At 58.9% G+C, this 25,101-nt stretch carries 26 protein-coding genes and 1 pseudogene; 14 read left to right on the forward strand and 13 right to left on the reverse strand.

Translation table 11 applies throughout. The features are described 5' to 3' along the window. Positions 1–41: 41 nt before the first annotated feature. Both clpA and gloB read right to left on the reverse strand, forming a co-directional pair. A complete protein-coding gene (gene clpA, locus ACOERD_RS00255; RefSeq protein ID WP_170460457.1) occupies positions 42–2,366 on the reverse strand; it encodes an ATP-dependent Clp protease ATP-binding subunit ClpA in 2,325 nt (774 codons plus the stop codon). A gap of 174 nt (positions 2,367–2,540) precedes the next feature. Continuing rightward, positions 2,541–3,308 carry a hydroxyacylglutathione hydrolase gene (gene gloB / locus ACOERD_RS00260; protein ID WP_419737643.1) on the reverse strand — a complete coding sequence of 256 codons (768 nt, stop codon included), beginning with the start codon at positions 3,306–3,308 and terminating at the stop codon, positions 2,541–2,543. Positions 3,309–3,370: 62 nt separating this feature from the next. On the opposite strand from gloB, the gene ACOERD_RS00265 reads away from it, so the two are divergent. The 7 genes from ACOERD_RS00265 to ACOERD_RS00295 all read left to right on the forward strand — a co-directional run bounded on the left by ACOERD_RS00265 (position 3,371) and on the right by ACOERD_RS00295 (position 9,729). Next, positions 3,371–4,105 carry a methyltransferase domain-containing protein gene (locus ACOERD_RS00265; protein ID WP_170374614.1) on the forward strand — a complete coding sequence of 245 codons (735 nt, stop codon included), beginning with the start codon at positions 3,371–3,373 and terminating at the stop codon, positions 4,103–4,105. Between the two features lie 300 nt (positions 4,106–4,405). Continuing rightward, positions 4,406–4,966 carry a F0F1 ATP synthase subunit delta gene (locus ACOERD_RS00270; protein WP_170374616.1) on the forward strand — a complete coding sequence of 187 codons (561 nt, stop codon included), beginning with the start codon at positions 4,406–4,408 and terminating at the stop codon, positions 4,964–4,966. Beyond that, positions 4,967–6,505: a F0F1 ATP synthase subunit alpha gene (gene atpA, locus ACOERD_RS00275; protein WP_170374618.1), complete on the forward strand. Its 1,539-nt coding sequence runs from the start codon at positions 4,967–4,969 to the stop codon at positions 6,503–6,505. Between the two features lie 12 nt (positions 6,506–6,517). Then, the gene (locus ACOERD_RS00280) at positions 6,518–7,396 is read left to right on the forward strand and encodes a F0F1 ATP synthase subunit gamma (RefSeq protein WP_170374620.1); all 879 of its coding nucleotides are present in this window, start codon (positions 6,518–6,520) and stop codon (positions 7,394–7,396) included. Between the two features lie 18 nt (positions 7,397–7,414). Further along, the gene (atpD, locus tag ACOERD_RS00285) at positions 7,415–8,839 is read left to right on the forward strand and encodes a F0F1 ATP synthase subunit beta (protein WP_170460468.1); all 1,425 of its coding nucleotides are present in this window, start codon (positions 7,415–7,417) and stop codon (positions 8,837–8,839) included. A 12-nt stretch (positions 8,840–8,851) separates the two neighbouring features. Beyond that, the gene (locus tag ACOERD_RS00290; protein WP_419737644.1) at positions 8,852–9,262 is read left to right on the forward strand and encodes a F0F1 ATP synthase subunit epsilon; all 411 of its coding nucleotides are present in this window, start codon (positions 8,852–8,854) and stop codon (positions 9,260–9,262) included. Between the two features lie 116 nt (positions 9,263–9,378). Next, on the forward strand, positions 9,379–9,729 hold the full coding sequence (locus tag ACOERD_RS00295; RefSeq protein WP_419737645.1) for an H-type lectin domain-containing protein: 351 nt from the start codon (positions 9,379–9,381) through the stop codon (positions 9,727–9,729). A 43-nt stretch (positions 9,730–9,772) separates the two neighbouring features. On the opposite strand, the gene rpiB is transcribed toward ACOERD_RS00295, so the two are convergent. After that, on the reverse strand, positions 9,773–10,213 hold the full coding sequence (gene rpiB / locus ACOERD_RS00300) for a ribose 5-phosphate isomerase B (protein WP_170527241.1): 441 nt from the start codon (positions 10,211–10,213) through the stop codon (positions 9,773–9,775). Between the two features lie 102 nt (positions 10,214–10,315). Further along, positions 10,316–11,335 carry a ribose-phosphate pyrophosphokinase gene (locus ACOERD_RS00305; RefSeq protein WP_170637503.1) on the reverse strand — a complete coding sequence of 340 codons (1,020 nt, stop codon included), beginning with the start codon at positions 11,333–11,335 and terminating at the stop codon, positions 10,316–10,318. A gap of 107 nt (positions 11,336–11,442) precedes the next feature. Here ACOERD_RS00305 and ACOERD_RS00310 point away from each other — a divergent pair, with 107 nt between their 5' ends. Next, positions 11,443–12,045: a 2-hydroxychromene-2-carboxylate isomerase gene (locus tag ACOERD_RS00310; RefSeq protein WP_419737646.1), complete on the forward strand. Its 603-nt coding sequence runs from the start codon at positions 11,443–11,445 to the stop codon at positions 12,043–12,045. Positions 12,046–12,047: 2 nt separating this feature from the next. Here ACOERD_RS00310 and ACOERD_RS00315 read toward each other — a convergent pair. Further along, a pseudogene (locus ACOERD_RS00315) lies at positions 12,048–12,611 on the reverse strand (threonine aldolase family protein); the annotation flags it as partial. Next, complete coding sequence (locus ACOERD_RS00320; RefSeq protein WP_419737647.1) at positions 12,518–12,754, reverse strand: hypothetical protein; 237 nt, start codon at positions 12,752–12,754, stop codon at positions 12,518–12,520. The gene ACOERD_RS00320 and the pseudogene ACOERD_RS00315, both read right to left, overlap by 94 nt. Here ACOERD_RS00320 and ACOERD_RS00325 point away from each other — a divergent pair. Continuing rightward, entirely contained in the window at positions 12,747–14,489 is a 1,743-nt protein-coding gene (locus ACOERD_RS00325; RefSeq protein ID WP_419737624.1) for an IS1634 family transposase, read from the forward strand. The genes ACOERD_RS00320 and ACOERD_RS00325 overlap by 8 nt on opposite strands. Positions 14,490–14,565: 76 nt before the next feature. Then, on the forward strand, positions 14,566–14,838 hold the full coding sequence (locus tag ACOERD_RS00330; protein WP_419737716.1) for a DsbA family protein: 273 nt from the start codon (positions 14,566–14,568) through the stop codon (positions 14,836–14,838). Between the two features lie 2 nt (positions 14,839–14,840). Here ACOERD_RS00330 and ACOERD_RS00335 read toward each other — a convergent pair whose 3' ends face one another. The 7 genes from ACOERD_RS00335 to ACOERD_RS00365 all read right to left on the reverse strand — a co-directional run bounded on the left by ACOERD_RS00335 (position 14,841) and on the right by ACOERD_RS00365 (position 21,073). Further along, positions 14,841–15,875 (reverse strand): threonine aldolase family protein, encoded by a 1,035-nt coding sequence (locus ACOERD_RS00335; protein WP_419737648.1) that lies wholly within the window; start codon positions 15,873–15,875, stop codon positions 14,841–14,843. Then, positions 15,875–16,348: a YcgN family cysteine cluster protein gene (locus ACOERD_RS00340; RefSeq protein ID WP_170555861.1), complete on the reverse strand. Its 474-nt coding sequence runs from the start codon at positions 16,346–16,348 to the stop codon at positions 15,875–15,877. The genes ACOERD_RS00335 and ACOERD_RS00340 overlap by 1 nt, the downstream gene beginning before the upstream one ends. Further along, complete coding sequence (locus ACOERD_RS00345; protein ID WP_419737649.1) at positions 16,345–17,277, reverse strand: bifunctional riboflavin kinase/FAD synthetase; 933 nt, start codon at positions 17,275–17,277, stop codon at positions 16,345–16,347. Before ACOERD_RS00345 ends, ACOERD_RS00340 begins: the two co-directional genes overlap by 4 nt. Before the next feature lie 181 nt (positions 17,278–17,458). Then, positions 17,459–17,902: a MaoC family dehydratase gene (locus ACOERD_RS00350; RefSeq protein ID WP_074736482.1), complete on the reverse strand. Its 444-nt coding sequence runs from the start codon at positions 17,900–17,902 to the stop codon at positions 17,459–17,461. Between the two features lie 101 nt (positions 17,903–18,003). After that, positions 18,004–18,879 carry a TIGR01459 family HAD-type hydrolase gene (locus tag ACOERD_RS00355; RefSeq protein WP_419737650.1) on the reverse strand — a complete coding sequence of 292 codons (876 nt, stop codon included), beginning with the start codon at positions 18,877–18,879 and terminating at the stop codon, positions 18,004–18,006. A gap of 226 nt (positions 18,880–19,105) precedes the next feature. Next, a complete protein-coding gene (locus ACOERD_RS00360) occupies positions 19,106–20,026 on the reverse strand; it encodes a manganese-dependent inorganic pyrophosphatase (protein WP_419737651.1) in 921 nt (306 codons plus the stop codon). Between the two features lie 105 nt (positions 20,027–20,131). Further along, positions 20,132–21,073: a TraB/GumN family protein gene (locus ACOERD_RS00365; protein ID WP_419737652.1), complete on the reverse strand. Its 942-nt coding sequence runs from the start codon at positions 21,071–21,073 to the stop codon at positions 20,132–20,134. A gap of 152 nt (positions 21,074–21,225) precedes the next feature. Between ACOERD_RS00365 and ACOERD_RS00370 the strand changes: the two genes are divergently transcribed. The 4 genes from ACOERD_RS00370 to ACOERD_RS00385 all read left to right on the forward strand — a co-directional run bounded on the left by ACOERD_RS00370 (position 21,226) and on the right by ACOERD_RS00385 (position 25,058). Further along, positions 21,226–21,900 (forward strand): DUF2161 domain-containing phosphodiesterase, encoded by a 675-nt coding sequence (locus tag ACOERD_RS00370; RefSeq protein WP_419737653.1) that lies wholly within the window; start codon positions 21,226–21,228, stop codon positions 21,898–21,900. A 154-nt stretch (positions 21,901–22,054) separates the two neighbouring features. Then, positions 22,055–22,342 (forward strand): co-chaperone GroES, encoded by a 288-nt coding sequence (groES, locus tag ACOERD_RS00375; RefSeq protein WP_170352338.1) that lies wholly within the window; start codon positions 22,055–22,057, stop codon positions 22,340–22,342. Between the two features lie 56 nt (positions 22,343–22,398). After that, positions 22,399–24,042: a chaperonin GroEL gene (gene groL / locus ACOERD_RS00380; RefSeq protein ID WP_170374649.1), complete on the forward strand. Its 1,644-nt coding sequence runs from the start codon at positions 22,399–22,401 to the stop codon at positions 24,040–24,042. 179 nt (positions 24,043–24,221) lie between these two features. Further along, the gene (locus ACOERD_RS00385) at positions 24,222–25,058 is read left to right on the forward strand and encodes a DMT family transporter (protein WP_419737654.1); all 837 of its coding nucleotides are present in this window, start codon (positions 24,222–24,224) and stop codon (positions 25,056–25,058) included. Positions 25,059–25,101: the final 43 nt, after the last annotated feature.

The raw sequence follows: 25,101 nt of genomic DNA on the forward strand, positions 1-25,101 counted from the left end.
CGCCAAACACTGGCGGGTTTTTCTCTTTTAGTGGCCTTAGATCAATCCGCCGTCAAAAGCGGAGGCTTGTTGCCCGGAATACGCGGCTGATCGGGGCCGAGGATATCCAAGTGCAGATCGCCTTTCTTGACCGAGACACGAACAACACCGCCCTTGGCGAGTTTGCCAAACAGCAACTCTTCGGCCAGAGGCTTCTTGATGTGTTCCTGGATCACGCGGCCCAGAGGGCGCGCGCCCATCTTGTCGTCATAACCCTTGTCGGCCAGCCATGCGGCGGCTTTGGGCGTCAGGTCGATGGTCACGCCGCGATCCAGCAGTTGCGCCTCAAGCTGCAGAACGAACTTTTCGACCACCTGCAGGATGACCTCTTTCGGCAGCGGCGCGAAGGAGATCACCGCGTCCAGACGGTTGCGGAACTCCGGCGTAAAGGTCCGCTCGATTGCGGCGGTGTCCTCGCCCTCGCGACGGTCGCGGCCAAAGCCGATCGCGGCCTTTGCCTGTTCCTGCGCGCCTGCGTTCGAGGTCATGATAAGGACCACGTTGCGGAAGTTCACCGTGCGGCCGTTGTGATCGGTCAGTTCGCCATGGTCCATGACCTGCAGCAGGATGTTGAACACATCCGGGTGCGCTTTTTCGATCTCATCCAGTAGCAAGACGCAGTGAGGATGCTGGTCGACGCCATCGGTCAACAGACCACCCTGATCAAAGCCAACATAGCCCGGAGGCGCACCGATCAGACGGCTGACCGCGTGCTTCTCCATATATTCCGACATGTCAAAGCGCAGCAGTTCCACGCCCAGATTGTCGGCCAGCTGTTTCGCGACCTCGGTCTTACCCACACCGGTCGGACCGGCGAACAGATAGTTGCCGATGGGCTTCTCAGGCTCCCGCAGCCCGGCGCGCGCCAGTTTGATCGCGCTGGCCAAGGCCACAATGGCGTCGTCCTGCCCGAAGACCACCCGTTTCAACGAGGCTTCGAGGTCTTTCAGAACCACCGCATCGTCCTTGGTGACGTTCTTCGGCGGGATACGGGCGATCTTGGCGACGACGGCCTCAATCTCCTTCACACCGATTGTCTTGCGACGCTTGCTTTCGGCCAGCAAATGCTGCGCGGCACCCGCTTCGTCGATGACGTCGATCGCCTTGTCCGGCAGTTTACGGTCATTGATATAGCGCGCCGAGAGTTCCACAGCGGTTTTGATCGCATCCGCTGTGTATTTGATGGCGTGATGCTCTTCAAAATAGGGCTTCAGACCGCGCAGGATCTTCACGCTGTCTTCAACCGAAGGCTCGTTCACGTCGATTTTCTGGAACCGACGGCTCAACGCGCGGTCTTTTTCGAAGTGTTGACGGAATTCTTTGTAGGTAGTCGAACCCATGGTGCGCAGCTTGCCCCCCTGAAGCGCTGGCTTCAGCAGGTTGGACGCGTCCATGGCCCCGCCTGACGTCGCCCCGGCACCGATAACTGTGTGGATTTCGTCGATGAACAGCACCGCATCGGGATGATCTTCCAACTCGGTCACGACCGCTTTGAGACGCTCTTCGAAATCGCCGCGATAGCGGGTTCCGGCCAACAAAGCGCCCATATCGAGCGAGTAAATGGTGGTGTTCGACAGTACATCAGGGGCTTCGCCCGCAACGATCTTATGCGCCAGACCTTCGGCAATCGCCGTCTTGCCCACGCCGGGGTCGCCTACCAACAGCGGGTTGTTCTTCCGGCGGCGGCACAGCACCTGAATGCAGCGCTCGACCTCATCGGCGCGACCGATCAGCGGGTCCACATCGCCTGCGCGCGATTTGGCGTTCAGATCGACGCAATATTTACCCAAGGCGCTTTCTTTTTGATCTTCGTCGCTGGCAGTGGCTTGCACTTCATCTTCGACCTGATCCGCGCCTGAGACCGAGCGGCTTTCACCATAGGCCGGGTCTTTCGCGACGCCGTGCGCAATGAAATTGACCGCGTCATACCGGGTCATGTCCTGTTCCTGCAGGAAGTAAGCGGCGTTGCTTTCGCGTTCGGCGAAGATGGCGACCAGTACGTTCGCGCCTGTGACCTCGGTCCGGCCCGAGCTTTGCACGTGAATGGCCGCGCGCTGGATGACGCGCTGGAATGCTGCCGTTGGCACGGCCTCGGACCCGTCGATATCGGTGACGAGGTTTGACAGATCCTCATCAATGAATTCGACCAATGTGCTGCGCAATTCGTCCAGATCGACGCTGCAGGCTTTCATGACCCGGATTGCGTCAGGCTCTTCCAATAACGCCAGTAGTAGATGCTCTAACGTAGCAAACTCATGTCGCCGTTCATTCGCCGCTGCCAGAGCTGCGTGAATGGCTTGTTCCAAAGTGCTCGAGAATGAAGGCACGCGGGTGCTCCTCTGTCTTGGGTCAGAAGGGGGCAGGCTTGCGGCCGGATCCCCATCCCAACCATGTCCTCATACTATTAGAGTTTGGTTGATCGACGCCCGGCTTCAAGGGTTTTCTTTCACTTGACAGTCACATTTGTTGTGAGAGTGGCCGTGAGGATGGTCAAATAGGCATCAGAAATTGTCTTTTCTACCCCTGATCTCGGCAAAAACAGCAACCGGGTCCGCGCCTTCCATGCCCAAATGGGCAAGAATCGCCGGATCTTCGGCTCGAAGGAACGGGTTGGTTGCTTTTTCCAGACCCAGTTTCGAGGGCACCGTGGGCTGCCCCGCGGCGCGCGCGCGGTCGATATCGACGACGCGCTGTTGTAGCGCCGTGTTGGTTGGGTCGACAGTGACGGCGAATTTGGCGTTAGACTGGGTGTACTCGTGGCCCGAACAGACCAGCGTGTCATCCGGCAGCGCCGCAAGCTTGCTTAGTGATCGCCACATCTGCTCTGGCGTGCCTTCGAATAAGCGCCCGCATCCCAGCGCCATCAGGCTATCCGCAGTGAAGACAGCGGCACTTTGCGGCATGTAATAGGCGACGTGACCCAAAGTGTGCCCCGAGACATCCATTACCTGAACTGGCTCACCTGCGATCTCAAAGTTCTCACCGTCGCTGACTTGTTGGTCGAGCGGGGGCAGGCGGTGTGCATCAGCTGCTGCTCCGATCACCTTGGCCGGGTGTTTTTCAAGAATTCCGGGCAGCCCATCGACGTGATCCCAGTGGTGATGGGTCAGCAAGACATGGCTGAGGGCCCAGCCGCGCGCCTCCAACTCGGCCAGGATGGGCCCGGCTTCGGGTGCGTCGATCAGCGCGGTCGCGCCGCTCTGGGCATCATGCGCAAGAAACGCGTAATTATCGCTGAGACATGGGATGGTTACGATCTCAAGAGGCATGGCCTTTTGCCCTTTCGTTGCTAGACTGCGCCTCAGCTAAGCCGATTGACCGGGTGTCCGCAATGCATCTTGATGTGCAGGATCTGAGGAATTTCTACTATCGCAGCACGCTGGGCCGTGCGGCGCAGGCTGCGATTCGTGGTCGGCTGATCGACCTCTGGCCCGAGGCGAAGGGCCAGACTGTGGCCGGATTTGGCTTTGCGGTCCCTCTTCTGCGGCCCTACCTCGCCGATGCGCGGCGGGTTATCGGTTTGATGCCCGGCCCTCAGGGGGTGATGCCCTGGCCTGCCGGGATGCCCAATGTGTCCGTCCTGACCGAAGAAACGCTCTGGCCGATTGAGACGGGCCACGTGGACAAGCTGGTGGTGATGCACGGGCTTGAGACCTCGGAACAGCCCAGCAAGGTGCTTGAGGAATGCTGGCGCGTGTTGGGGCCGGGGGGGAGGGCGCTTTTTGTAGTGCCGAACCGGGCGGGGCTGTGGTCGCGATCCGACCGGACACCGTTCGGATTTGGTCACCCATATTCGGCCACGCAACTTGAGAACCTTCTGCGCAGCCATCATTTCGTGCCTGAAAACCACTGTTCCGCGCTGTATCTGCCGCCCTCGTTCCGACGGTTCTGGCTAAAATCGGGTAGCCTGATCGAAAAAACCGGCCAGCGTATTCCCACCATTATGGCCGGAGGCGTGCTAATGGTTGAGGTCAGCAAGCTGATCCGCCCGCCAAGCGGTACGGTCACCAAGGACAAGGTGAAACGTCCGATCAAGGCGCTGGACGGTTTGCTGAAGCCGGCGTGACGATTCCGCGCAGTCATTGGGAAAAAATGCGGGAAAAAGGTCACAGGAATCGCAAAAACCTGCAAATCAGTAACATTTTTCAACTGCGCCAAGGGGTCCAAACGGTCGCACTTGGGTTAAGCCTATGAAAACTAACGTTTTGTGGATAATTCAGTTACCGCTATCGCGTATTGCTTGGTGGAAGCACCTCTGATACATCCCCGGTGATTTTGATCCCCGCCCTTCAAGGACGGGGTATCTTCACGCCCCCGGGTTGGCTGCGCGCGCGGTTTTCGGGGCCTAAGTATCGGAAGGGTGGACGTGTCCGAACCAGCTTCGATTTCCACAGGCATCGCCGAGCGCTATGCCACCGCGATTTTCGAGATCGCAAAAGAGAACAAAGACCTCGCAGGTCTGGAATCCGGCATCAATGATCTTGCAGCTGCACTGGGCGAAAGCGCCGATCTGCGCGACCTGATCGCATCTCCGCTGGTTTCCCGCGCCGAACAGGAAAACGCCATTGCCGCTGTTGCTGACAAGATGGGCCTGAACGCCATCCTGCGCAACACGCTGGGTCTGATGGCGCAGAAGCGTCGCCTGTTTGTGGTGCCGCAGCTGGTGCAGGTCCTGCGCGACATGCTGGCCGAAGAGCGCGGCGAAGTGACCGCCGATGTCGCCTCGGCCAAAGCGCTGACCAAGACGCAAATGGAGAAACTGTCCAAGACGCTGTCCGAGCGTGTGGGCAAGACCGTGACTATCAATGCGACCGTGGATGAAAGCCTCATCGGCGGTCTTGTCGTTAAAGTGGGCTCGAAAATGATCGATAGCTCGATCCGTTCGAAGCTGAACTCCCTACAGAATGCAATGAAAGAGGTCGGATAAATGGGAATCCAAGCTGCAGAGATTTCTGCAATCCTGAAGGACCAGATCAAGAATTTTGGTCAGGAAGCCGAAGTGGCCGAGATCGGCCGCGTGCTGAGCGTCGGTGACGGGATTGCCCGTGTATACGGCCTGGACAACGTGCAAGCCGGTGAAATGGTCGAATTCCCCGGTGGCATCATGGGCATGGCCCTGAACCTGGAAAGCGACAACGTTGGTGTCGTTATCTTCGGTTCTGACCGTGACATCAAAGAAGGTGACACCGTCAAGCGCACCAACTCGATCGTGGACGTTCCGATCGGTGACGAGCTGCTGGGCCGCGTTGTTGACGGTCTGGGCAACCCGCTGGACGGCAAAGGCCCGATCAACGCAACCAAGCGTGGCGTTGCAGACGTTAAAGCCCCCGGCATCATCCCGCGTAAATCGGTACACGAGCCGATGGCAACCGGCCTGAAATCGGTCGACGCGATGATCCCGATCGGCCGTGGGCAGCGTGAACTGATCATTGGTGACCGTCAGACCGGTAAAACTGCCGTTGCTCTGGACACCATCCTGAACCAGAAAGTTTACAACGACGCAGCAGGCGACGACGAGTCGAAGAAACTGTACTGCGTTTACGTTGCGGTTGGTCAGAAGCGCTCGACCGTTGCACAGCTGGTGAAGAAACTGGAAGAGTCCGGCGCGATTGAATACTCGATCGTTGTTGCCGCGACCGCGTCTGACCCGGCGCCGATGCAGTTCCTGGCGCCCTACGCCGCGACCGCGATGGCGGAATACTTCCGCGACAATGGCCGCCACGCGCTGATCATCTATGATGACCTGTCCAAGCAGGCTGTGTCCTATCGTCAGATGTCCCTGCTGCTGCGCCGCCCGCCGGGCCGTGAAGCATATCCGGGTGACGTTTTCTACCTCCACTCCCGCCTGCTGGAGCGTTCGGCGAAACTGAACGAAGATTTCGGTGCAGGCTCGCTGACCGCACTGCCGGTTATCGAAACTCAGGGTGGTGACGTTTCGGCGTTTATTCCGACCAACGTGATCTCGATCACCGACGGTCAGATCTTCCTGGAAACCGAGCTGTTCTACCAAGGTATCCGTCCTGCTGTGAACACCGGTCTGTCGGTTTCGCGTGTGGGCTCCTCGGCTCAGACCAACGCGATGAAATCGGTTGCTGGTCCGGTGAAACTGGAACTGGCTCAGTACCGCGAAATGGCTGCGTTTGCGCAGTTTGGTTCGGACCTCGACGCCGCAACTCAGCAGCTGCTGAACCGTGGTGCGCGTCTAACCGAGCTGATGAAACAGCCGCAGTACTCGCCGCTGACCAACGCGGAAATCGTCTGCGTCATCTTCGCCGGCACCAACGGTTACCTCGACAAGATCGACGTATCGGATGTTGGCCGCTATGAGGCCGGTCTGCTGGCGCATCTGCGCGGCAAGCATGCTGACCTGCTGACATGGCTAACCGACGAAGATCCGAAGATCAAAGGTGAAGCGTCCGACAAGATCAAGGCAGCGATCGACGAATTTGCCGCGACCTTCGCATAAGAGGAGGTTCCGATGCCTAGTCTGAAGGACCTTAAAAACAGGATCGAGTCGGTCAAATCGACCCGCAAGATCACCAAGGCCATGCAGATGGTCGCGGCTGCAAAACTGCGCCGCGCCCAGGAATCTGCTGAAGCCTCGCGCCCCTATGCCGAGCGGTTCAATGCCGTGATGGCGGGGCTGGCGGCTTCGGTCGGGGGTAGCGACAGCGCCCCCAAGCTGCTCCGTGGTACGGGCAGTGATGATGTCCATCTGCTGGTTGTGATGACAGCTGAACGCGGCCTGTGTGGCGGCTTCAACGCGAACATCGCAAAGCTTGCCCGTGCCAAAGCGGAAGAGCTGCGCGGCAAAGGCAAAACGGTCAAAGTTCTGACCGTCGGCAAAAAAGGCCGCGACGCGCTCAAGCGCGATCTGGGCGATTTGTTCGTAGGTCATGTCGACCTGAGCGAAGTCAAACGTATTGGCTACACCAATGCGCAAGACATCGCGAAGGACGTCCTGTCTCGCTTCGATGCGGGTGAGTTCGATGTTGCCACGATCTTCTATTCGAAGTTCGTCAACGTTGTGACCCAGATCCCGACGGCACAGCAGGTTATCCCCGCCTCGTTCGAGGACGAAGCGGCAGGTGACGACAGCGGTGCCATCTTCGACTACGAGCCCAGCGAAGAGGCCATTTTGGCTGACCTGCTGCCCAAGGGGGTTGCGACCGCGATCTTCTCGGCTCTGCTCGAAAACGGAGCGTCTGAACAGGGTGCACGGATGTCCGCGATGGACAACGCAACACGCAACGCGGGTGAGATGATCGACAAGCTGACGATCCAGTTCAACCGCTCGCGTCAGGCCGTGATCACCAACGAGCTGATTGAAATTATTTCCGGCGCCGAAGCGCTGTAAGAAAACCGGAGACGAAACATGGCGAATGCAAAAGGCAAAGTCACACAGATCATCGGGGCCGTCGTCGACGTGCAGTTCGAAGATCAGTTGCCTGAAATTCTGAACGCGCTGGAAACCACCAACAACGGCAAGCGCCTGGTGTTGGAAGTTGCTCAGCACCTGGGTGAAAACACCGTCCGCACCATCGCGATGGACGCGACCGAAGGTCTGGTCCGCGGCGAAGTTGTAACCGACACTGGCGCACCGATCTCGGTTCCGGTTGGTAACGCAACTCTGGGCCGCATCCTGAACGTTGTTGGCGAGCCGATCGACGAAAAAGGCCCGGTTGAAGCAACCGAAGCCCGCGCGATCCACCAGCCTGCACCCGAGTTCGACGAACAGTCGACCGAGTCGGAAATCCTGGTCACCGGCATCAAGGTTGTTGACCTGCTGGCCCCCTACGCCAAAGGCGGTAAAATTGGCCTGTTCGGCGGCGCCGGCGTTGGTAAAACCGTTCTGATCATGGAACTGATCAACAACATCGCAAAAGTGCACTCGGGCTTCTCGGTGTTTGCGGGCGTTGGTGAACGGACCCGTGAAGGGAACGACCTGTACCACGAGATGATCGAATCGAACGTTATTAAGCCTGACAACCTGTCGGAATCGCAGGTTGCGCTGGTTTACGGTCAGATGAACGAACCTCCGGGTGCGCGTGCACGTGTTGCTCTGACAGGTCTGACCCTGGCCGAGCAGTTCCGCGACCAGTCCGGTACCGACGTTCTGTTCTTCGTCGACAACATCTTCCGCTTCACGCAAGCGGGCTCCGAGGTTTCGGCTCTGCTGGGTCGTATTCCTTCGGCGGTGGGCTACCAGCCGACACTGGCGACCGACATGGGTGCTCTGCAAGAACGCATCACCTCGACCAAGTCGGGCTCGATCACCTCGGTGCAGGCGATCTACGTGCCTGCGGACGACTTGACCGACCCCGCGCCGGCGACCTCGTTTGCGCACTTGGATGCGACCACCGTTCTTAACCGTGCGATCTCGGAAAAGGGTATCTACCCGGCTGTTGACCCGCTCGACTCGTCGTCGCGTCTGCTGGACCCGGCCATCGTTGGTGAAGAGCACTACGCGGTTGCGACCGACGTTCAGCAGATCCTCCAGCGCTACAAGTCGCTGCAGGACATCATCGCCATCCTCGGCATGGACGAACTGTCGGAAGAAGACAAACTGACCGTTGCACGCGCCCGTAAGATCGAACGCTTCCTGTCGCAGCCATTCGACGTTGCCGAAGTCTTCACCGGTTCGCCCGGCGTTCAGGTTCCTCTGGACGTGACCATCGCATCGTTCAAAGCTGTTGTGGCTGGCGAATACGATCACCTGCCCGAAGCGGCCTTCCTGATGGTTGGCGGGATCGACGAAGTGATCGCCAAAGCGGAGAAGATGGCCGCAGAAGCCGCCTAAGGAGTATCCCTGATGGCAAACACAATGCAATTCGACCTCGTCAGCCCCGAGCGGAGCCTTGCTTCGCTCGCGGCCACCGCGGTCCAGATTCCCGGCGCGGACGGGGATATGACGGCAATGCCCGATCATGCCCCCACGATTACCACGCTGCGCCCAGGGCTATTGAAGGTCGACGCACCCGAAGGGACCAGCGAATATTTGGTGACCGGTGGGTTTGCTCAGATTAACGGTGATGGCCTGTCGGTTCTGGCCGAAAAGGCCATTCCGGTTGCTGAAGTGACCCGGTCGCATCTCGATGACCTGATCGCCGACGCGCGTGCCTCGCATGATGCGGCCAAGGAAGGCGATGACCAGTCCATCGTTGACGAAGCCGCCAAGTTGCTGGCCGATATGGAAGCCCTTGGAACGCATATGAGCCTGTAACAGGTTCACCTGCAGAAGAATTGAACGGCCTCGCTTTCGCGGGGCCGTTTTTTTGTCGTGATTGTAGGATATCTGTGGAATAAGTTCCGTTAATTACGAATTAAAGACATAAAAGTATGAAGACTTTTCGGACCCATCCCATAGGTATTGATCAAGGCGAGACGGTTCTGTTCTCGGACTTTTCCAACGGCGGTGACATGTGGACAGGCAATGGCCCGCGTGAGCGTCGTTCCCCGGTGAAATTCAGTCAGCCGTTCAGGTCAGCCCCGGTGATCCAGATCGGAGTATCTTTGTGGGATGTGGATACATCCTCGGCCCTGCGCGCAGAGGTTCAGGCCGAAGAGATCACGGCCGAAGGGTTCACGGCTGTGTTTCGAACATGGTCCGACACGAAGATCGCGCGTATCCGCGCCTCATGGACGGCTATTGGTGAAGTTGCCTACGAGGATGATTGGGACATCTCATGAGGCCGGTGCCATGGCCCGCAGGTCATGCGGGCCAATGCTTTGATCAGTCTTCGATCATGTCCACGCGTGTCGCATGGCGGCCGCCTTCGAACTCGGCCGTCAGAAACGCGTCTACGATATCGAGGGCCTGACCCTCGCCAATGACGCGCGCACCGATGGACAACATGTTGGCGTTGTTGTGCTGGCGGATCATCCGGGCCGAGAACGTATCCGAGCAGACGCCACAGCGGATACCCGGAACCTTGTTCGCTGCCATCATGATCCCCTGGCCTGTGCCACACAGCAGAATACCCAACGCACAATCGCCCGAGGCGACACGTTCAGCCGCAGCCTTGCCGTGCAGAGGGTAATGCGTGCTTTCAGGCGTGGTGGGGCCGATATCGACGACCTCCCACCCGGCTTGGGCGATATGTGCGGCTAGGGTCTGGCGCAGGTCGATGGCGGCGTGGTCGCTGGAAAGAACGACGCGTTTGGTGTCAGTCATAAGAACGCTGTCCCGCTGTATGGTGGTAGAGAAAGGGCAGGGGCGTCCTAATCTGCCGCTGCTAAAAAGAAAAGGGCGGCTATCGCAAGCCGCCCCGTCAGATCAGTCCATCTGGTACATGGATTCATAGATTGGGGTCAGGGTCTTGTCCTCGAACAGGGACGAGACGCTGGTGCCGTTCCAGATGTTTAGGATGGCCTGGGTGAAGATCGGCGCGGTCGGCACGATGCGGATATTCTTGGCTTTCAGGATCGCATCTGTCGGCTGGATCGTGTCGGTCAGAACCAGGGATTTCATCACCGAATTCGTCACACGTTCGACCGCGGGGCCGCTCATGACGCCGTGAGTGATGTAGGAGTGGACCTCTTTCGCGCCGTTGTCCAGCAGCACCTGCGCCGCTTTGCACAGGGTGCCGGCGGTGTCGCACATGTCATCGACGATCAGGCAGATCTTGTCTTTGACATCGCCGATCACGGTCATCTCAGCCACTTCACCGGCCTTTTCGCGGCGTTTGTCGACGATCGACAGGGGGGCTTCGATCCGCTTGGCCAGTTCGCGCGCGCGGGCCACGCCGCCAACGTCGGGCGAGACCACCATGATCTCGTCCATATTGTCTTTGAACTGGTTCTTCACATCCAAGGCAAAGATCGGTGAGGCATAAAGGTTGTCCACCGGGATATCGAAAAAGCCCTGAATCTGGGCCGCGTGCAGGTCCATGGTCAGAACCCGCTCGATCCCTGCGCCGGTCAGCATGTTGGCGACTAGCTTGGCCGAGATCGGTGTGCGCGCCTTGGTGCGGCGGTCCTGACGGGCGTAGCCAAAGTAAGGGATAACAGCGGTGATGCGCTGCGCGGACGAGCGGCGTAACGCGTCGGCGATGATCAGCAGCTCCATCAGGTTGTCATTCGCCGGGTTTGAGGTCGGTTGGATAATGAACATATCCTCGCCACGGACGTTTTCGAACACCTCGACGAAGATCTCGCCATCGTTGAAGCGCTCGACGCGGGCGTCGACCAGACCCTGATCAACGCCGCGATAAAGGCTCATGCGGCGCGATATGGTTTCGGCAAGCGGAAGGTTAGCGTTCCCAGCAATCAGCTTGGGTTCGTGGAGTGTCGGCATCGGCTGGAGTCCCCGGGCAGCGTTGGCAATGTGACAGATTCGTGATGTTGACACCGCTTAGCATGGCCTTACCGTTCCGCAAAGACAACGCAGCGGAGAAAGTGCAGATGACCCAGATTGACTACTATTTTGCGACAATTTCACCCTATACCTATCTGGCGGGCACACGGCTGGAGGAGATCGCAGCCAAGCATGGTGCGACGATCAATTACAAACCACTGGACATCATGGCGCTTTTCGGGCGCACGGGCGGCACGCCACCAAAAGACCGGCATATTTCCCGCATTGAATACCGCGCACAGAATCTGGTGCGGGTCGCGAAAAAGTTAGGCGTACCGTTCAACCTGAAACCGGCGCATTGGCCGACCAATATGGCTCCGTCCTCTTACGCTGTGATTGCGGCGGCCAAAGCTGGATCGGGGGATGTGGGTAAACTATGCCAATCCCTGCTGCGGGCCTGTTGGGCTGAAGAGAAAGACGTCGCGCAGGACGACGTGATCCGTGATTGCCTGACGCAAGCCGGGTTCGATGCCGATCTGGCCGATAGCGGCCTGTTGGTGGGGGCCGAGACCTACGCCGCCAATCTGGAAGAGGCCGTGGAGAGCGGGGCCTTCGGCGCGCCCTTCTACATCACACGTGATGGTCAGCGGTTCTGGGGGCAGGACAGCCTTGACGACCTTGACCAACATTTGGCCGAGTTGAAAGGCTAAGCCTACAGGTGTGATAAGAACTGGTCGATCTGGTCATGGCTGATCGACCAGTCGCAGACCAGACGGCAGGGCAGAGGCTCTGCTTCATCCGCACCTTCCAACTGCGCCCCCCACAGGTGATAGACCGCGCCCGCCGCATGAAGCTGGCGGTGTTTGGCGCGCGGGAAGGAGGCGAAGATCATGTTGGTCCGTGGCTCATGCAGGAAATCGGCTCCTTTGGCGCGTAGACCCTCTGCCAAACGGGCACAGTTCGCGTTCGCCTGGCGCGCCGATGTCAGCCACAGATCGTCCTCCAGATAAGCCGCCATCTGGGCGGACAGATACCGGTGTTTCGAGAACAAATGCGCCCCGCGTTTGCGGCGCAGCTCGAATTCCCATGCTTTGGATTCGTCGAAGAAAATCACCGCCTCGACGCCCATCAACCCGTTCTTGGTCCCGCCAAAGCTGACCGCATCCACGCCGGCCTTCCATGTCATCTCTGCCGGTGAACATCCCAACGCGACCAGAGCGTTCGTGAACCGCGCCCCATCCAGATGCACCGGCAGGTCATACTCCTTCGCAACCCCTGACTTCCGACCTTTTTGTTGATCTGACTGGGTTTTTGGTTTGTTTTCAGGTGTGGTTGCTCAGAGGCGCGTTGTAGTGCCCCATTATTATAAAAAGTATTGACATGGGCCTTCAGATGGCTAACCTCTTCGCCCATGTTCATCCGCACCAAACATGACGCAAAGCTCAACCGCACACGGATCCAGATCGTTGAATCCGTCCGCACCGGCTCCAAGGTACGCCAGAAGATCCTGCGCCATGTGGGTGTGGCCCATAACGACAGCGAGATTGAGGATATCAAGCGTCTGGCGGGCCGCTTGATGGAGCAATTACGCATTGATCGCTCGCCGCAAATGGAACTGTTCACGCCCACGGAATATGCCGATCTGCAGGCGCTGGTGCGCCGCGCTCCGCGGCCGGACAAGCTTGGCGTTGATCTTGCCGAGTGCCGTGAGGAGGCGCGGGTCTCTCTGGGTCTGCGGGATGTCATGGGGACGATGTATGACCAACTGGGTTGGGGGGCCCTTCTGGGGGCGGCGCGTAAAAGTGCCAATCGCATTGTGAAAGAGCTGGTTATGGCGCGGATCGCACAGCCCGAGAGCAAGCGCGCGACCGTGGAGGCGTTGGAGAACCAGGCAGGCATCACGCTCAATCTGGACGTGGTCTATCGGAGCATGGATTACATCAATACGCCGGTGATAGACGGGATTTGCAAAACCTCTCACGCGGCGGCAGAGAAGTTGCTGGGCGGGCCAGTGACCGTGCTGTTCTACGATTGCACGACCCTGGCCTTTGACACCGAGCGCGAGGACCCGGCCGAGGATGCGGACGGGGTCGAGCAGGATCATCTTCTGGCCAAGGGCTTCAGCAAGGATGGCAAGCATCACCGCGCTCAGGTCATGCTGGCGCTGATCGTCACCTCCGATGGGCTGCCTGTGGGCTATGAACTCTTCCCGGGAAACACCTGGGAAGGTCATACGCTGGAAGCTGCGCTGAAGGCGTTGGAGGGACGCTTCGACGTGGCCAGGGTCACGTTCGTGGCCGATGCCGCCATGCTCAGCAAGGACAACCAGCAGATGTTGCAGAACAAGGGTCTGCCCTACATCCTCGGCTATCGCATGAAGTCCGCCCCGGCCGCCGTGAAGGCGAACATTTTGAGCCCGGAGGGACGCCAGCCTTGGGCTGGACACGGTTCTGAAGAGGCAACCGAGAAGGGCTGGTACAAGGTGATCGACCAGGAGGGAGCGCGGGTCATTGTGACCTGGTCACCCACCCGGGCACGCAATGATGCCCACAAGCGCGACAAGGCAATCGAAAAGCTGCACAAGAAGCTCAAGCGCTCTCGCAAACCCGGCAGCTTCAGCAGCCGGGGATATGGCCGCTTCCTGGCCTTCCCCGACAGCGGGGACGTCACGCTGGATGATGCAAAGATCAAGGCAGCGGCACAATGGGACGGGCTGCATGCCATTGTTGTTCATGGTGCGGACGAACTGGAGGCACAGGACGTCATTGCCCGCTATCACCAGTTGTGGGAGATCGAAGCCTGCTTCCGCACCAACAAGCACGATCTGAAAATCCGGCCCATCTATCACTGGTCGCCGCGTCGGGTCCGGGCCCATATCGCCATCTGCTACATGGCCTTCTGCTGCCTGCAGCACCTGCGCAAGCATCTGGACCTGCTCGGACACCCGATGAGCCCGGCTCGTATCCGCAACGAGTTGAACGCATTGCAGCTCTCGATCCTGCGCCACAAAGGCACCCCTGACCGCTACGGCATGCCAAGCCATGCCACGGTCGATGCCAGACGCATCCTCACCTGCGTCGGCCTGACCTGGAACGAAGCCCCTTTCAAGATACCCCCCGGGCGCACCCGAAAAACTGGCCAGACCAAAGCCTGAGCTCCCTCAACACTCCGAAACAATCGCTGGCGAAAAAAGTCCGTGTAGTGCCTTTTGGCAACCAAGGCATAATAATATCAATGACTTATACGAAAAAATGTCGGAAGTCAGGAAAGACGTCGCGCAGGACGACGTGATCCGTGATTGCCTGACGCAAGCCGGGTTCGATGCCGATCTGGCCGATAGCGGCCTGTTGGTGGGGGCCGAGACCTACGCCGCCAATCTGGAAGAGGCCGTGGAGAGCGGGGCCTTCGGCGCGCCCTTCTACATCACACCTGATGGTCAGCGGTTCTGGGGGCAGGACAGCCTTGACGACCTTGACCAACATTTGGCCGAGTTGAAAGGCTAAGCCTACAGGTGTGATAAGAACTGGTCGATCTGGTCATGGCTGATCGACCAGTCGCAGACCAGACGGCAGGGCAGAGGCTCTGCTTCATCCGCACCTTCCAACTGCGCCCCCCACAGGTGATAGACCGCGCCCGCCGCATGAAGCTGGCGGTGTTTGGCGCGCGGGAAGGAGGCGAAGATCATGTTGGTCCGTGGCTCATGCAGGAAATCGGCTCCTTTGGCGCGTAGACCCTCTGCCAAACGGGCACAGTTCGCGTTCGCCTGGCGCGCCGATGTCAGCCACAGATCGTCCTCCAGATAAGCCGCCATCTGGGCGGACAGATACCGGTGTTTCGAGAACAAATGCGCCCCGCGTTTGCGGCGCAGCTCGAATTCCCATGCTTTGGATTCGTCGAAGAAAATCACCGCCTCGACGCCCATCAACCCGTTCTTGGTCCCGCCAAAGCTGACCGCATCCACGCCGGCCTTCCATGTCATCTCTGCCGGTGAACATCCCAACGCGACCAGAGCGTTCGTGAACCGCGCCCCATCCAGATGCACCGGCAGGTCATACTCCTTCGCAACCGCACACAGCGCTTGCAATTCGTCCAGCGAATAAACCGACCCTCGCTCGGTCACTTGTGTGATGGACACCGGTCCTCGTTGCGGTCCATGCACACCACGCGTTTCTTCTACCGAAATCGTTCGGTGCAGGGCCTCGGGGGTCATCTTGTCGGAGCCGGGTACCAGGGTCAGCTTCGCTCCGCTATAGAATTCGGGCGCATTGCATTCATCCTCGTGGATATGCGCGACCGGAGAGCAGAAGATCGTCTCCCACGGGTTGGAGAGGGTGGCCAGCGCCAGTGAATTCGCTGCCGTTCCGGTCGCCACCAGATAGACCGCCGCGCCGGGGGCTTCGAAAATGCTGCGAAGGCGGTCCCGGACCTCATTCATCAGCGTGTCAGCCCCATAGGCCATCTGATAGCCCTGATTGGCCTCGGCCAGTTTTGCCAGTACCTGCGGATGGACAGGCCCGGAATTATCGGAAGCGAAATACATCAGGTCGGCTCCTCAATGATATAGTCTTCCCACTCTTCCATGGGGGTCTCGAACTCGGACACGGTACGCCCCTGAACCGAGACGCCGGCGGCATGAACGCTATCGGCTGTGCCAGACAGCAAGGGGTGCCAATCATAGAGAGGCTTACCCTCCCACAGTAGGCGATAGGCGCAGGTTTGGGGTAGCCAGTAGGCGTGTGAGTCGATGTTTTCTGGCGTCATGACGATGCATTCGGGCACGAACTGGTGCCGGATGTCATACTGGGTGCAACGGCAGCTTTCATCGTCCAAAAGGCGGCAGGCGACGCAGGTCAGCGCGACCTCGCCAGTGTCTTCGTCTTCCAGCTTGTTCAGGCAACATTTGCCGCACCCATCGCAGAGCGCCTCCCACTCGCGCTTGTTCATCTTGCGCAGGGGTTTGCGTTCCCAAAAGCGCGGGGGCAGGCCCGCGCGGTTGATCGGATCCACGCTCATCGCGCGGCCAGAATGTCGCGTGATTTCGCGCAATCGGCATCCATCTGGGCGATCAGCCCGTCCAGACCATCGAACTTCATTTCAGGGCGCAGGAACTCGACCAACCCGACCGAGAGGGTTGTACCGTATAGATCGCCGGAGAAATCAAACAGGAAAGTCTCAATATTGGGGACCTCACCATTGAACATGGGGCGTACGCCAATCGACGCCGCGCCTTGGTAGGAGCCCTTGTTTGGGCCGTCCAGCACATCCACCAGAACGGCATAGACGCCGAACTTTGGTGGGTGCAGGCCCTCGATCGACATATTAGCGGTGGGAAAGCCCAGCTCGCGTCCGCGCTGCTCGCCGCCGATGACCTCGCCTTCGATGCGGTGCCAATGGCCCAGCATGGTCGCCGCATCGCCGGGGCGGCCTTCGCTGAGCGCGGTTCGGACCGCGGTCGAAGAGACGACGTTTTCGGAACGCTCCATCAAAGGGGCGATGGTCACGCCGAACCCCATTTGCTCGCCAAAGCGGACCATGTCCTGCGCCGTTCCAACCCGCCCTTTGCCAAAGCAGAAATCGGCACCCACAACGATATGAGACAAGCCCAAACCGTCGCAGATCACATTGCGCGCGAATTCCTCGGGGGTCAGCCCGGCCAAAGCGGCATTGAAGGGCAGTTCGTAAAGCTTTTGTACGCCCAGCTTCTCAAGCCGGTGTGCCCGAGCGTTTCCGCGCATCAATCGAAACGGAGGCGCATCGGGTGCAAAATACTCACGCGGATGCGGTTCAAACGTCAGCACGCCCAGAGGCGCATTCGGAGCCGCATTGCGCGCCAGCTCGATAACCGACTGATGCCCCACATGGACGCCATCGAAGTTCCCGATCGCCACGCTGGCGCCGCGATCTTCTGGCTCGATATACTGGAAGTCCCGGATGATCTGCATGCGCTTTGGGTACTGTTCATCAACAGTATGTTCAAGCGTGACCTTCGAGAATTTCGGACAATTCGACCCGCTCGGATGGTGAGTGGCAGTGTGTCGTTCGGTTCAGCAATGACCGTTGCAGCGCGCCGGTCATTGCTGCAGGGATTAAACCCCTCTGTGGCAGGGGTGCGTGTCTACTCGCTCAGTCGAACTTACGCGATGGGGCAAGGACCATGGCTTCGCCGACCAGAACCTTCTTACCATCGACTGCGCAGTGACAGTCCAGCTTCACGCGGCGTTTGGCAAAATCAATGTCGATCACCTTGACCTCGGCATAGACCATGTCGCCGGGGCGGACCGGAGCTAGGAACTTCAGTGACTGGCCCATGTAGACCGTCCCATGACCGGGCAGTTGCTCGCCGATCACGGCCGAGATCAAACCGGCCGTGAGCATCCCATGCGCAATGCGGCCCTCAAAGATCGTATCGCGGGCGTAGTCATCATCCAGATGCACAGGGTTCCGGTCAGTCGAGACCTGCGCGAACATCTCGATATCTTCATCCGTCACCACTTTGCGCAGGTGGCGGGACATGCCCATCTCGATGTCTTCAATACAGATCGTTCCGCGTGGAAGATTGTCCAACATGGTGCCCTCACTTGAAATCCGCCGAGTAATAAAAGTCTACCATCGGCCATCCGTTGGCAACTTTATTACTTCGCAACTGCAGAAAATCAAGTGAAAAATGACTACCGCAAACGCCCGATTGTATAGGTGGGATTGATCTTTTCCCTTTCTATATAGTCGCTTAGGGATTCTGCGTGGGGGTGGTGCGACGTTTTCGTCTCGGCCGCGGCCAACCCGCCTGAGATAAAGAGCGTATCGATTCCCTCTCCCATACCGCCCAGGATGTCGGTATGCGGGCCATCCCCAATGGCCAGGATGTCACTGTCCGAGACGTCTACGTCCATTTCCTGCATGCGACGACGCGCCAGATCATAGATCGGAGGATGGGGTTTGCCGAAATACAGGCTCTCGCCACCCATCTCGGTGTAAAGCTTCGCCAAAGCGCCCGCGCACCATTCCCGTACTTCGCCTCGATCGACCACGATGTCAGGGTTCGCACATAGCAGCTTCATGCCTTTTTGCTTGGCATAGAGAAAGTGCGGACGATTGACGTCGGGATCGGCCATCGTATCAAACGGCCCGCAGCAGACGATCCCCTCGGCCTGATCCAGAGGGACGCGCTCGATATGAACAGGATGGTCCAACAGCTTCAGCGGCTCAAAAAACCCCGCATCGCGTTCCCATTCGCCCATGAAGTAAACCTTTTCGCCTACTGTTCCGCGGAACATGGCTGAACGAGCTGAATCTCCGCTTGTGGCGATGGTATCATAGGCGTCGGCGGGGACGTTAAACTGCGAAAGCTGCGCGGCGACACCTGCGCGCGGTTTCGGTGAGTTTGTCACCAGAACAACGAAACCGCCTTTCGAGCGGTAGGTCTGCAGTGCGGCTACCGCTTCTGGATACGCAGTGATCCCATTGTGAACACAGCCCCAAAGGTCGACAAAAAGCACTTTGTAACGGTCGGATATCTCGTGGAGTGCGGAGATGATCTGGGTCATGGGATTCCCTTTGGCATGGTCTGCGGACAGCCAAGCCTATGGCAGAGCTTGACACGTTTTGCCAGAGGGGGCGCAGCCCCCGCCGCGGCAAGTCGCGACTCCCCCGAGGTATTTTGAAACAGAAGAAGCAGGGGATACGCACTTCATCTGGCTATAAATATCCCGGAGCGCGAGGCAGAGCCTCGCATAAAAAAGGCGCCCGCTTGGGGCGCCCTGGGGTAAGGTTTCAGACCTTGAGGTTCGGGATGATCTGCTTTTTCCGGCTCATGATACCGGGCAGGACGACGGCGTCGCCGTCGACCGATGCGCCGAAGCTTTTCTCGGCGACGGATTTGACCAGATCGTTCGGGACCAGCAGGGTGGCTTCTTCGTTCAGGATGTCGACCACAAACAGCAGCACCTGATCGACGCCGTCTTCCTTTGCTACGTCAACCATCGACGCGGCCAAGCTGTCCTTGCGGTCCAGAACAACGCCCGGAGCGGTGGTTTCCAGAACAGAGACACGGAACTTGGTGCCTTCGACTTCATATTCCTTGCTGTCCATGCGGATCAGTTCGGCATCCGAGAACGAGGACACATCCGATTTCGCCGCGAACATGTCGGCTGCATAGGCCGATACATCCAGACCCAGTTCCGCTGCCAGTTTCTCGGCCACTTCGCGGTCATGCGCGGTGGTGGTGGGAGAGTGGAATTCCAGCGTGTCCGACAGGATACAGGTCAACGCTGCGCCTTTGATGGCTTCGGGCATCTTGGCGGCGGTATCACCCATCAGGTCGACCATGATGGTCGCGGTGCAGGCCAGAGGGCGCACGGTGATGTCGATTGGCCCTTTTGTTTCCAGACCGCCAACCAGTTTGTGGTGGTCAATGATGGCGCGGATGTCAGCGCGGTTGACGCTGTCGGGCAGCTCGGCCGGGTTGTTGGTGTCGACGATGACAACCGGAGCATCCGCCTCTACATCTTCGATGATGCGCGGCTTGGGCAGGTCCCAGCGCTGCAGCATGAAGGCGGCTTCGGTGTTAGGCTCGCCCAGCAGCACGGGTTCAGCCTGCTCGCCTTTGATTTCATTCAGGTACCACGCCCACAGAATCGGAGAGCCGGTGGAATCGGTATCGGGAGATTTGTGACCAAATACTAGGGTTGTCATGTCAGCGTCCTGCGGATTGGAAATTTGCGCGCCTTATAGGGCGCAAGTCATGGCTTGTCACCTGCTTGCGGGCCCATGCGACTGAAGGTCTGACATGCTGAGAATTCAGAACGGCGCCCGCGTCAGCGTGTAGCCTTCCTTTTCCAGAAGCGAGAGCAAGCCGTATGTCTGGCTGAGATGCCCGGCACCAACAGCGATCACGGCCGTTTGGTCTTGAATACGGAGGATATGGTCCATCCAACTGTTATTGCGATCTACCAGCAATTGTTGTTCGAACTGCGCCCATTCCGCGTCGTAATCCTCTTGCGACAGGCCCGAAGCCTCGAACCCCTGAATCCGAGCCAGTTGCAGGATCTGCGCATGTTTTTCCTCGAGATACGCATTGGCCATCGTGGCGAGGTGGTTTGCATCGGCCTGCATCGCTCCGGACAGGCGGACGAGTGAGTCGACCTGTTGTTCCAGCGAAAGCGTGTCGAACATCGCCATCAGATCCTCGATCCGCTCCAGCGAGTGTTGGGGGATTCCGTGCGCCTCGGCCACATCTGTCAGGCGGGCATCCATGCCATGGTTCGCATCCGGGTTTTGCATCAGACAGGGCGGGATGCCCAGCATCATGCTCAGAAACCAGGGCCGCATTTTGGCCGCCATCCAACTGGGAATGCCGCGCTCGGCCAAAGACGCCGAGAGGCCCGCCCAGTCCTCGGCGCTCATCAGGTCGATCAGGGTGGGGCCTTCGGTGATCATCACGGGGCTCAGGTCATTGGCCAAGCCTTGCTCGAACGCTTCCATTTTGGCCTCGGTGACCTCGAAATAGATCGCGTCTGCCTGGGCTACGATGGGCGTCAGCCGTTCGACGACCGGCCCCATGCGTGCATCGTTGGTGTGCAGTGTTCCAATCAGGTGCAGGGTCGTGTCGCCCTTGGTGGCGATCCAGTGATTGCCCTCGGGGTAGGGGACCGAGGCAAGGGAGTGTTGCAGGGCGGCCTGATCCTCTTCTGACATCAGGGGGCGCAGGTCGTGACCTTCGCAGGCGGCATGTGCCGTCATGGGCAGAAGCAATAGTCAAAAAAGGGCCATCAAGCGCATAGGCGGTCCTTCCTCGGTTGGTCAAAAAGACGACATAAGATTTAGGCATCCAAATGCAGCATATTCAAGGCGACCCATCTGGTATTTTGACACGAAACGCATAGCATTGGGAGATGGAGCGCGAGCAGGATCTTTATCCCCCCATCAAGGCATTGTTCGAGAGGCAGGGTTATACCGTAAAAGGTGAGGTTGGCGCAGCCGACATCATGGCCATGCGCGACGGGTCTGAGCCGGTGATTGTCGAGTTGAAGCTGCGCTTTTCGCTGGCTTTGTTCCATCAGGCCGTCGCGCGGTTCAGGATCACGGATCAGGTCTATCTGGGCGTCAGCAAGCCAACCGGACGTACCGCGCGTCGTGCGTTGCGGGACAATCTGGCGCTCTGCCGCAGGTTGGGCTTGGGCCTGATCACCGTGCGCGCGGACGGAGCGGTCGAGGTGCAGTGCGATCCCGGCCCCTATGCCCCGCGCAAGAACAAGGCTAAAGCGGGCCGGATGCTGCGCGAATTTGATCGGTTACAAGGCGACCCGAACTCTGGCGGCGCAACGCGGCACGGCATTGTCACCGCCTATCGCCAGGATGCTTTGAAATGCGCGGCCCATCTCGCCGAACATGGCGCCTGCAAAGGGGCCGAGGTCGCGAAGTCGACGGGCGTGGCCAAGGCCACGCGGTTGATGCGCACCAATCACTACGGCTGGTTCGACAAGGTCGAAAAAGGTGTTTATGCCCTGACGGATGCGGGGCAGGAGGGCTTGAAGCACTGGGCCTATAGTTGGGACCAGCCTGATTGAGGGTCTGGGTCGAAAAAAATCCATCACAGCTTGTTGACTCGGGGATTTGCACCCCCTAGCTATGCGTCGTTATCACTCTCTACCCTTGAGTGCTAACGCCTCGCCAGTCGGCGAGGGGAGGATAGATAAACTTTGAGCCCAAGGAGCTACAAAGATGGCACTGAAACCGCTTCATGACCGTGTGCTGGTTCGCCGTACAGAAAGCGAAGAGAAAACCGCAGGCGGCCTGATCATTCCTGATAGCGCGAAAGAAAAACCCAGCGAAGGCGAAGTCGTCGCAACCGGCGAAGGCGCACGCAAGGACAGCGGCGAGTTGATCGCAATGGCGGTCAAAGCTGGCGACAAGATCCTGTTCGGCAAATGGTCGGGCACCGAGGTTCAGGTCGACGGCGAAGAGCTGCTGATGATGAAAGAAAGCGACATCATGGGGATCATCGAGTAAGCCGCCGCGCTTCACTCTGATCTTCATTTACAACTTATTTCTCAAGGAGAAACGACATGGCTGCAAAGGACGTCAAATTCGACACCGATGCCCGTAACCGCATGCTGGCAGGTGTGAACATCCTGGCCGACGCTGTTAAAGTGACCCTCGGCCCCAAAGGCCGCAACGTGGTTCTGGACAAATCCTTCGGCGCGCCGCGCATCACCAAAGACGGTGTTTCGGTTGCCAAGGAAATCGAACTGGAAGACAAGTTCGAAAACATGGGTGCGCAGATGGTGAAAGAAGTCGCCAGCCGCACCAATGACGAAGCCGGCGACGGCACCACCACCGCAACCGTTCTCGCCCAAGCCATCGTTCGCGAAGGTCTGAAGCAGGTTGCAGCTGGCCTGAACCCGATGGACCTGAAGCGCGGCATCGACCTGGCGACTGCCAAAGTTGTTGCAGGCATCAAAGACGCGTCGCGTGAAGTCAAAGACTCGGCAGAAGTTGCTCAGGTTGGCACAATCTCGGCCAACGGCGAAGCTGAAATCGGCCAGCAGATCGCAGACGCGATGCAGAAGGTTGGCAACGAAGGTGTTATCACCGTCGAAGAAAACAAAGGTCTGGAAACCGAGACCGATGTTGTCGAAGGTATGCAGTTCGACCGTGGCTACCTGTCGCCTTACTTCGTCACCAACGCAGACAAGATGATCGCAGAACTCGACGACTGCATGATCCTGCTGCACGAAAAGAAACTGTCCTCGCTGCAGCCGATGGTTCCGCTGCTCGAGCAGGTGATCCAGTCGCAGAAGCCTCTGCTGATCATTGCTGAGGATGTTGAAGGTGAAGCGCTGGCAACTCTGGTTGTCAACAAACTGCGCGGCGGCCTGAAAATTGCTGCTGTCAAAGCACCGGGCTTCGGCGATCGTCGTAAAGCCATGTTGCAGGACATCGCGATCCTGACCGGCGGTCAGGTCATCTCGGAAGATCTGGGCATGAAGCTCGAGTCCGTCACCATGGACATGCTGGGCACCGCCAAGAAGATCGAGATCACCAAAGACGAAACAACCATCGTTGACGGTGCTGGCGAGAAAGCCGAGATCGAAGCACGTGTTGCTCAGATCCGCACTCAGATTGAAGAAACCTCATCGGACTACGACCGTGAGAAGCTGCAAGAGCGCGTTGCCAAACTGGCAGGCGGTGTTGCTGTTATCCGCGTCGGCGGCATGACCGAAGTTGAAGTGAAAGAGCGCAAGGACCGTGTGGACGATGCTCTAAACGCGACCCGCGCTGCTGTGCAGGAAGGCGTTGTCGTCGGCGGTGGTGTTGCTCTGGTTCAGGCCGGCAAAGCACTAGAAACTCTGGAAGGTGCAAACGCTGACCAGAACGCCGGTATCAACATCGTTCGCAAAGCGATCGAAGCGCCGCTGCGCCAGATCGCCGAGAACGCAGGTGTTGACGGTGCGGTCGTTGCGGGCAAAGTCCGTGAATCCGGCGATGTATCGTTCGGCTTCAACGCGCAGACCGAAGAATATGGCGACATGTTCTCGTTCGGCGTGATTGACCCGGCCAAAGTTGTCCGTACCGCGCTGGAAGACGCGGCCTCGGTTGCTGGTCTGCTGGTCACCACCGAAGCAATGGTTGCTGACAAGCCCGCCAAAGAAGGCGCGGCACCTGCTGGCGGCATGCCCGACATGGGCGGCATGGGCGGCATGATGTAAGCTGCTTAGGCCATAGTGCTTACGAGCGGGGTCGCCTTTGGGCGGCCCCGTTTGCGTTTGGAATGCCCGCTGCGCGGCCATGCCTCCGGCGGACGTATTTTTGAACAGAAGAGAACTGGACGTTGCACGTATCCGGAAAGTGAGTGTGCAAAGCTTGGCCAACGCGCTATGCGGGATTCATGAGACTTTTTCTTCTGACCTCCCTGACCATGTGCGCCTTTGCGGCCAATTCGATTCTGAACCGGCTGGCGATTGAGAGCGGGGCGAGTGATCCTGCGGGGTTCGCCGTTGTCCGTGTTCTTGCGGGGGCGGTGGTTCTAGCCGTGTTGGTTCTTTTGAAAGGCGGGGTTCTGCCGCTTCGCTCACCACGTCGGATTATCGGGGCGGGTTCACTGTCTCTCTATATGATTGGCTTTTCTGTGGCATACCTGACGTTGGACGCCGGGTTGGGGGCGTTGATCCTGTTTGGTGTCGTTCAGATCACCATGTTCGCAGTCGGAGCTATGACCGGAGCGACCCCGACGGTGCGCCAATTGGCAGGTGCAGCGGTCGCGCTGGGCGGGTTGGCCTATGTGCTTTGGCCATCGGGGACTGTTCAGGTGGACGCCTTAGAGGCCGCTCTGATGGTCACGGCAGGGATCGGCTGGGCCGCCTATTCCTTGGCCGGGCGGTCCGAACCGAACGCGTTGGAAGGCACAGCGGCCAATTTCGTTGTCGCCTTGCCCGTCACGGCTATGGCCTTGCTGGTGGCGGGCGGCACATGGCAGATCACCGGGTTTGGCTATTTTCTGGCGGCTCTGTCCGGGGGCGTGACCTCGGGCCTCGGCTATGCGCTTTGGTATCGCGCGTTGCCGCAGCTTGCTCCCTCGGTCGCTGCGGTCGTACAGCTCAGCGTCCCTGTCATCGCAATCGTTGCGGGGATTTTGCTATTGGATGAGTTGGCAAGCATGCGCTTGATCATCGGCGCGGCGCTGGTTTTGGGCGGGATCGCGCTGGCAGTACAGCGTAGAACCTGAGGTCACATCTTTCCTCGCGCCGAAATAGGCCTTATCTGGCGGG

The sequence above is a fragment of the Ruegeria sp. genome, from assembly GCF_965199275.1.
Lineage (GTDB): Bacteria > Pseudomonadota > Alphaproteobacteria > Rhodobacterales > Rhodobacteraceae > Ruegeria.

Coding starts and splice junctions, on each gene's coding strand:
- gloB (WP_419737643.1), bottom strand. CDS start 3,308: ATGCCTCTTGAGATCGTAACCATCCCATGTCTCAGCGATAATTACGCG.
- ACOERD_RS00265 (WP_170374614.1), top strand. CDS start 3,371: ATGCATCTTGATGTGCAGGATCTGAGGAATTTCTACTATCGCAGCACG.
- atpA (WP_170374618.1), top strand. CDS start 4,967: ATGGGAATCCAAGCTGCAGAGATTTCTGCAATCCTGAAGGACCAGATC.
- ACOERD_RS00280 (WP_170374620.1), top strand. CDS start 6,518: ATGCCTAGTCTGAAGGACCTTAAAAACAGGATCGAGTCGGTCAAATCG.
- atpD (WP_170460468.1), top strand. CDS start 7,415: ATGGCGAATGCAAAAGGCAAAGTCACACAGATCATCGGGGCCGTCGTC.
- ACOERD_RS00290 (WP_419737644.1), top strand. CDS start 8,852: ATGGCAAACACAATGCAATTCGACCTCGTCAGCCCCGAGCGGAGCCTT.
- ACOERD_RS00295 (WP_419737645.1), top strand. CDS start 9,379: ATGAAGACTTTTCGGACCCATCCCATAGGTATTGATCAAGGCGAGACG.
- rpiB (WP_170527241.1), bottom strand. CDS start 10,213: ATGACTGACACCAAACGCGTCGTTCTTTCCAGCGACCACGCCGCCATC.
- ACOERD_RS00305 (WP_170637503.1), bottom strand. CDS start 11,335: ATGCCGACACTCCACGAACCCAAGCTGATTGCTGGGAACGCTAACCTT.
- ACOERD_RS00310 (WP_419737646.1), top strand. CDS start 11,443: ATGACCCAGATTGACTACTATTTTGCGACAATTTCACCCTATACCTAT.
- ACOERD_RS00325 (WP_419737624.1), top strand. CDS start 12,747: ATGTTCATCCGCACCAAACATGACGCAAAGCTCAACCGCACACGGATC.
- ACOERD_RS00320 (WP_419737647.1), bottom strand. CDS start 12,754: ATGAACATGGGCGAAGAGGTTAGCCATCTGAAGGCCCATGTCAATACT.
- ACOERD_RS00335 (WP_419737648.1), bottom strand. CDS start 15,875: ATGTATTTCGCTTCCGATAATTCCGGGCCTGTCCATCCGCAGGTACTG.
- ACOERD_RS00340 (WP_170555861.1), bottom strand. CDS start 16,348: ATGAGCGTGGATCCGATCAACCGCGCGGGCCTGCCCCCGCGCTTTTGG.
- ACOERD_RS00345 (WP_419737649.1), bottom strand. CDS start 17,277: ATGCAGATCATCCGGGACTTCCAGTATATCGAGCCAGAAGATCGCGGC.
- ACOERD_RS00350 (WP_074736482.1), bottom strand. CDS start 17,902: ATGTTGGACAATCTTCCACGCGGAACGATCTGTATTGAAGACATCGAG.
- ACOERD_RS00355 (WP_419737650.1), bottom strand. CDS start 18,879: ATGACCCAGATCATCTCCGCACTCCACGAGATATCCGACCGTTACAAA.
- ACOERD_RS00360 (WP_419737651.1), bottom strand. CDS start 20,026: ATGACAACCCTAGTATTTGGTCACAAATCTCCCGATACCGATTCCACC.
- ACOERD_RS00365 (WP_419737652.1), bottom strand. CDS start 21,073: ATGACGGCACATGCCGCCTGCGAAGGTCACGACCTGCGCCCCCTGATG.
- ACOERD_RS00370 (WP_419737653.1), top strand. CDS start 21,226: ATGGAGCGCGAGCAGGATCTTTATCCCCCCATCAAGGCATTGTTCGAG.
- groES (WP_170352338.1), top strand. CDS start 22,055: ATGGCACTGAAACCGCTTCATGACCGTGTGCTGGTTCGCCGTACAGAA.
- groL (WP_170374649.1), top strand. CDS start 22,399: ATGGCTGCAAAGGACGTCAAATTCGACACCGATGCCCGTAACCGCATG.
- ACOERD_RS00385 (WP_419737654.1), top strand. CDS start 24,222: ATGAGACTTTTTCTTCTGACCTCCCTGACCATGTGCGCCTTTGCGGCC.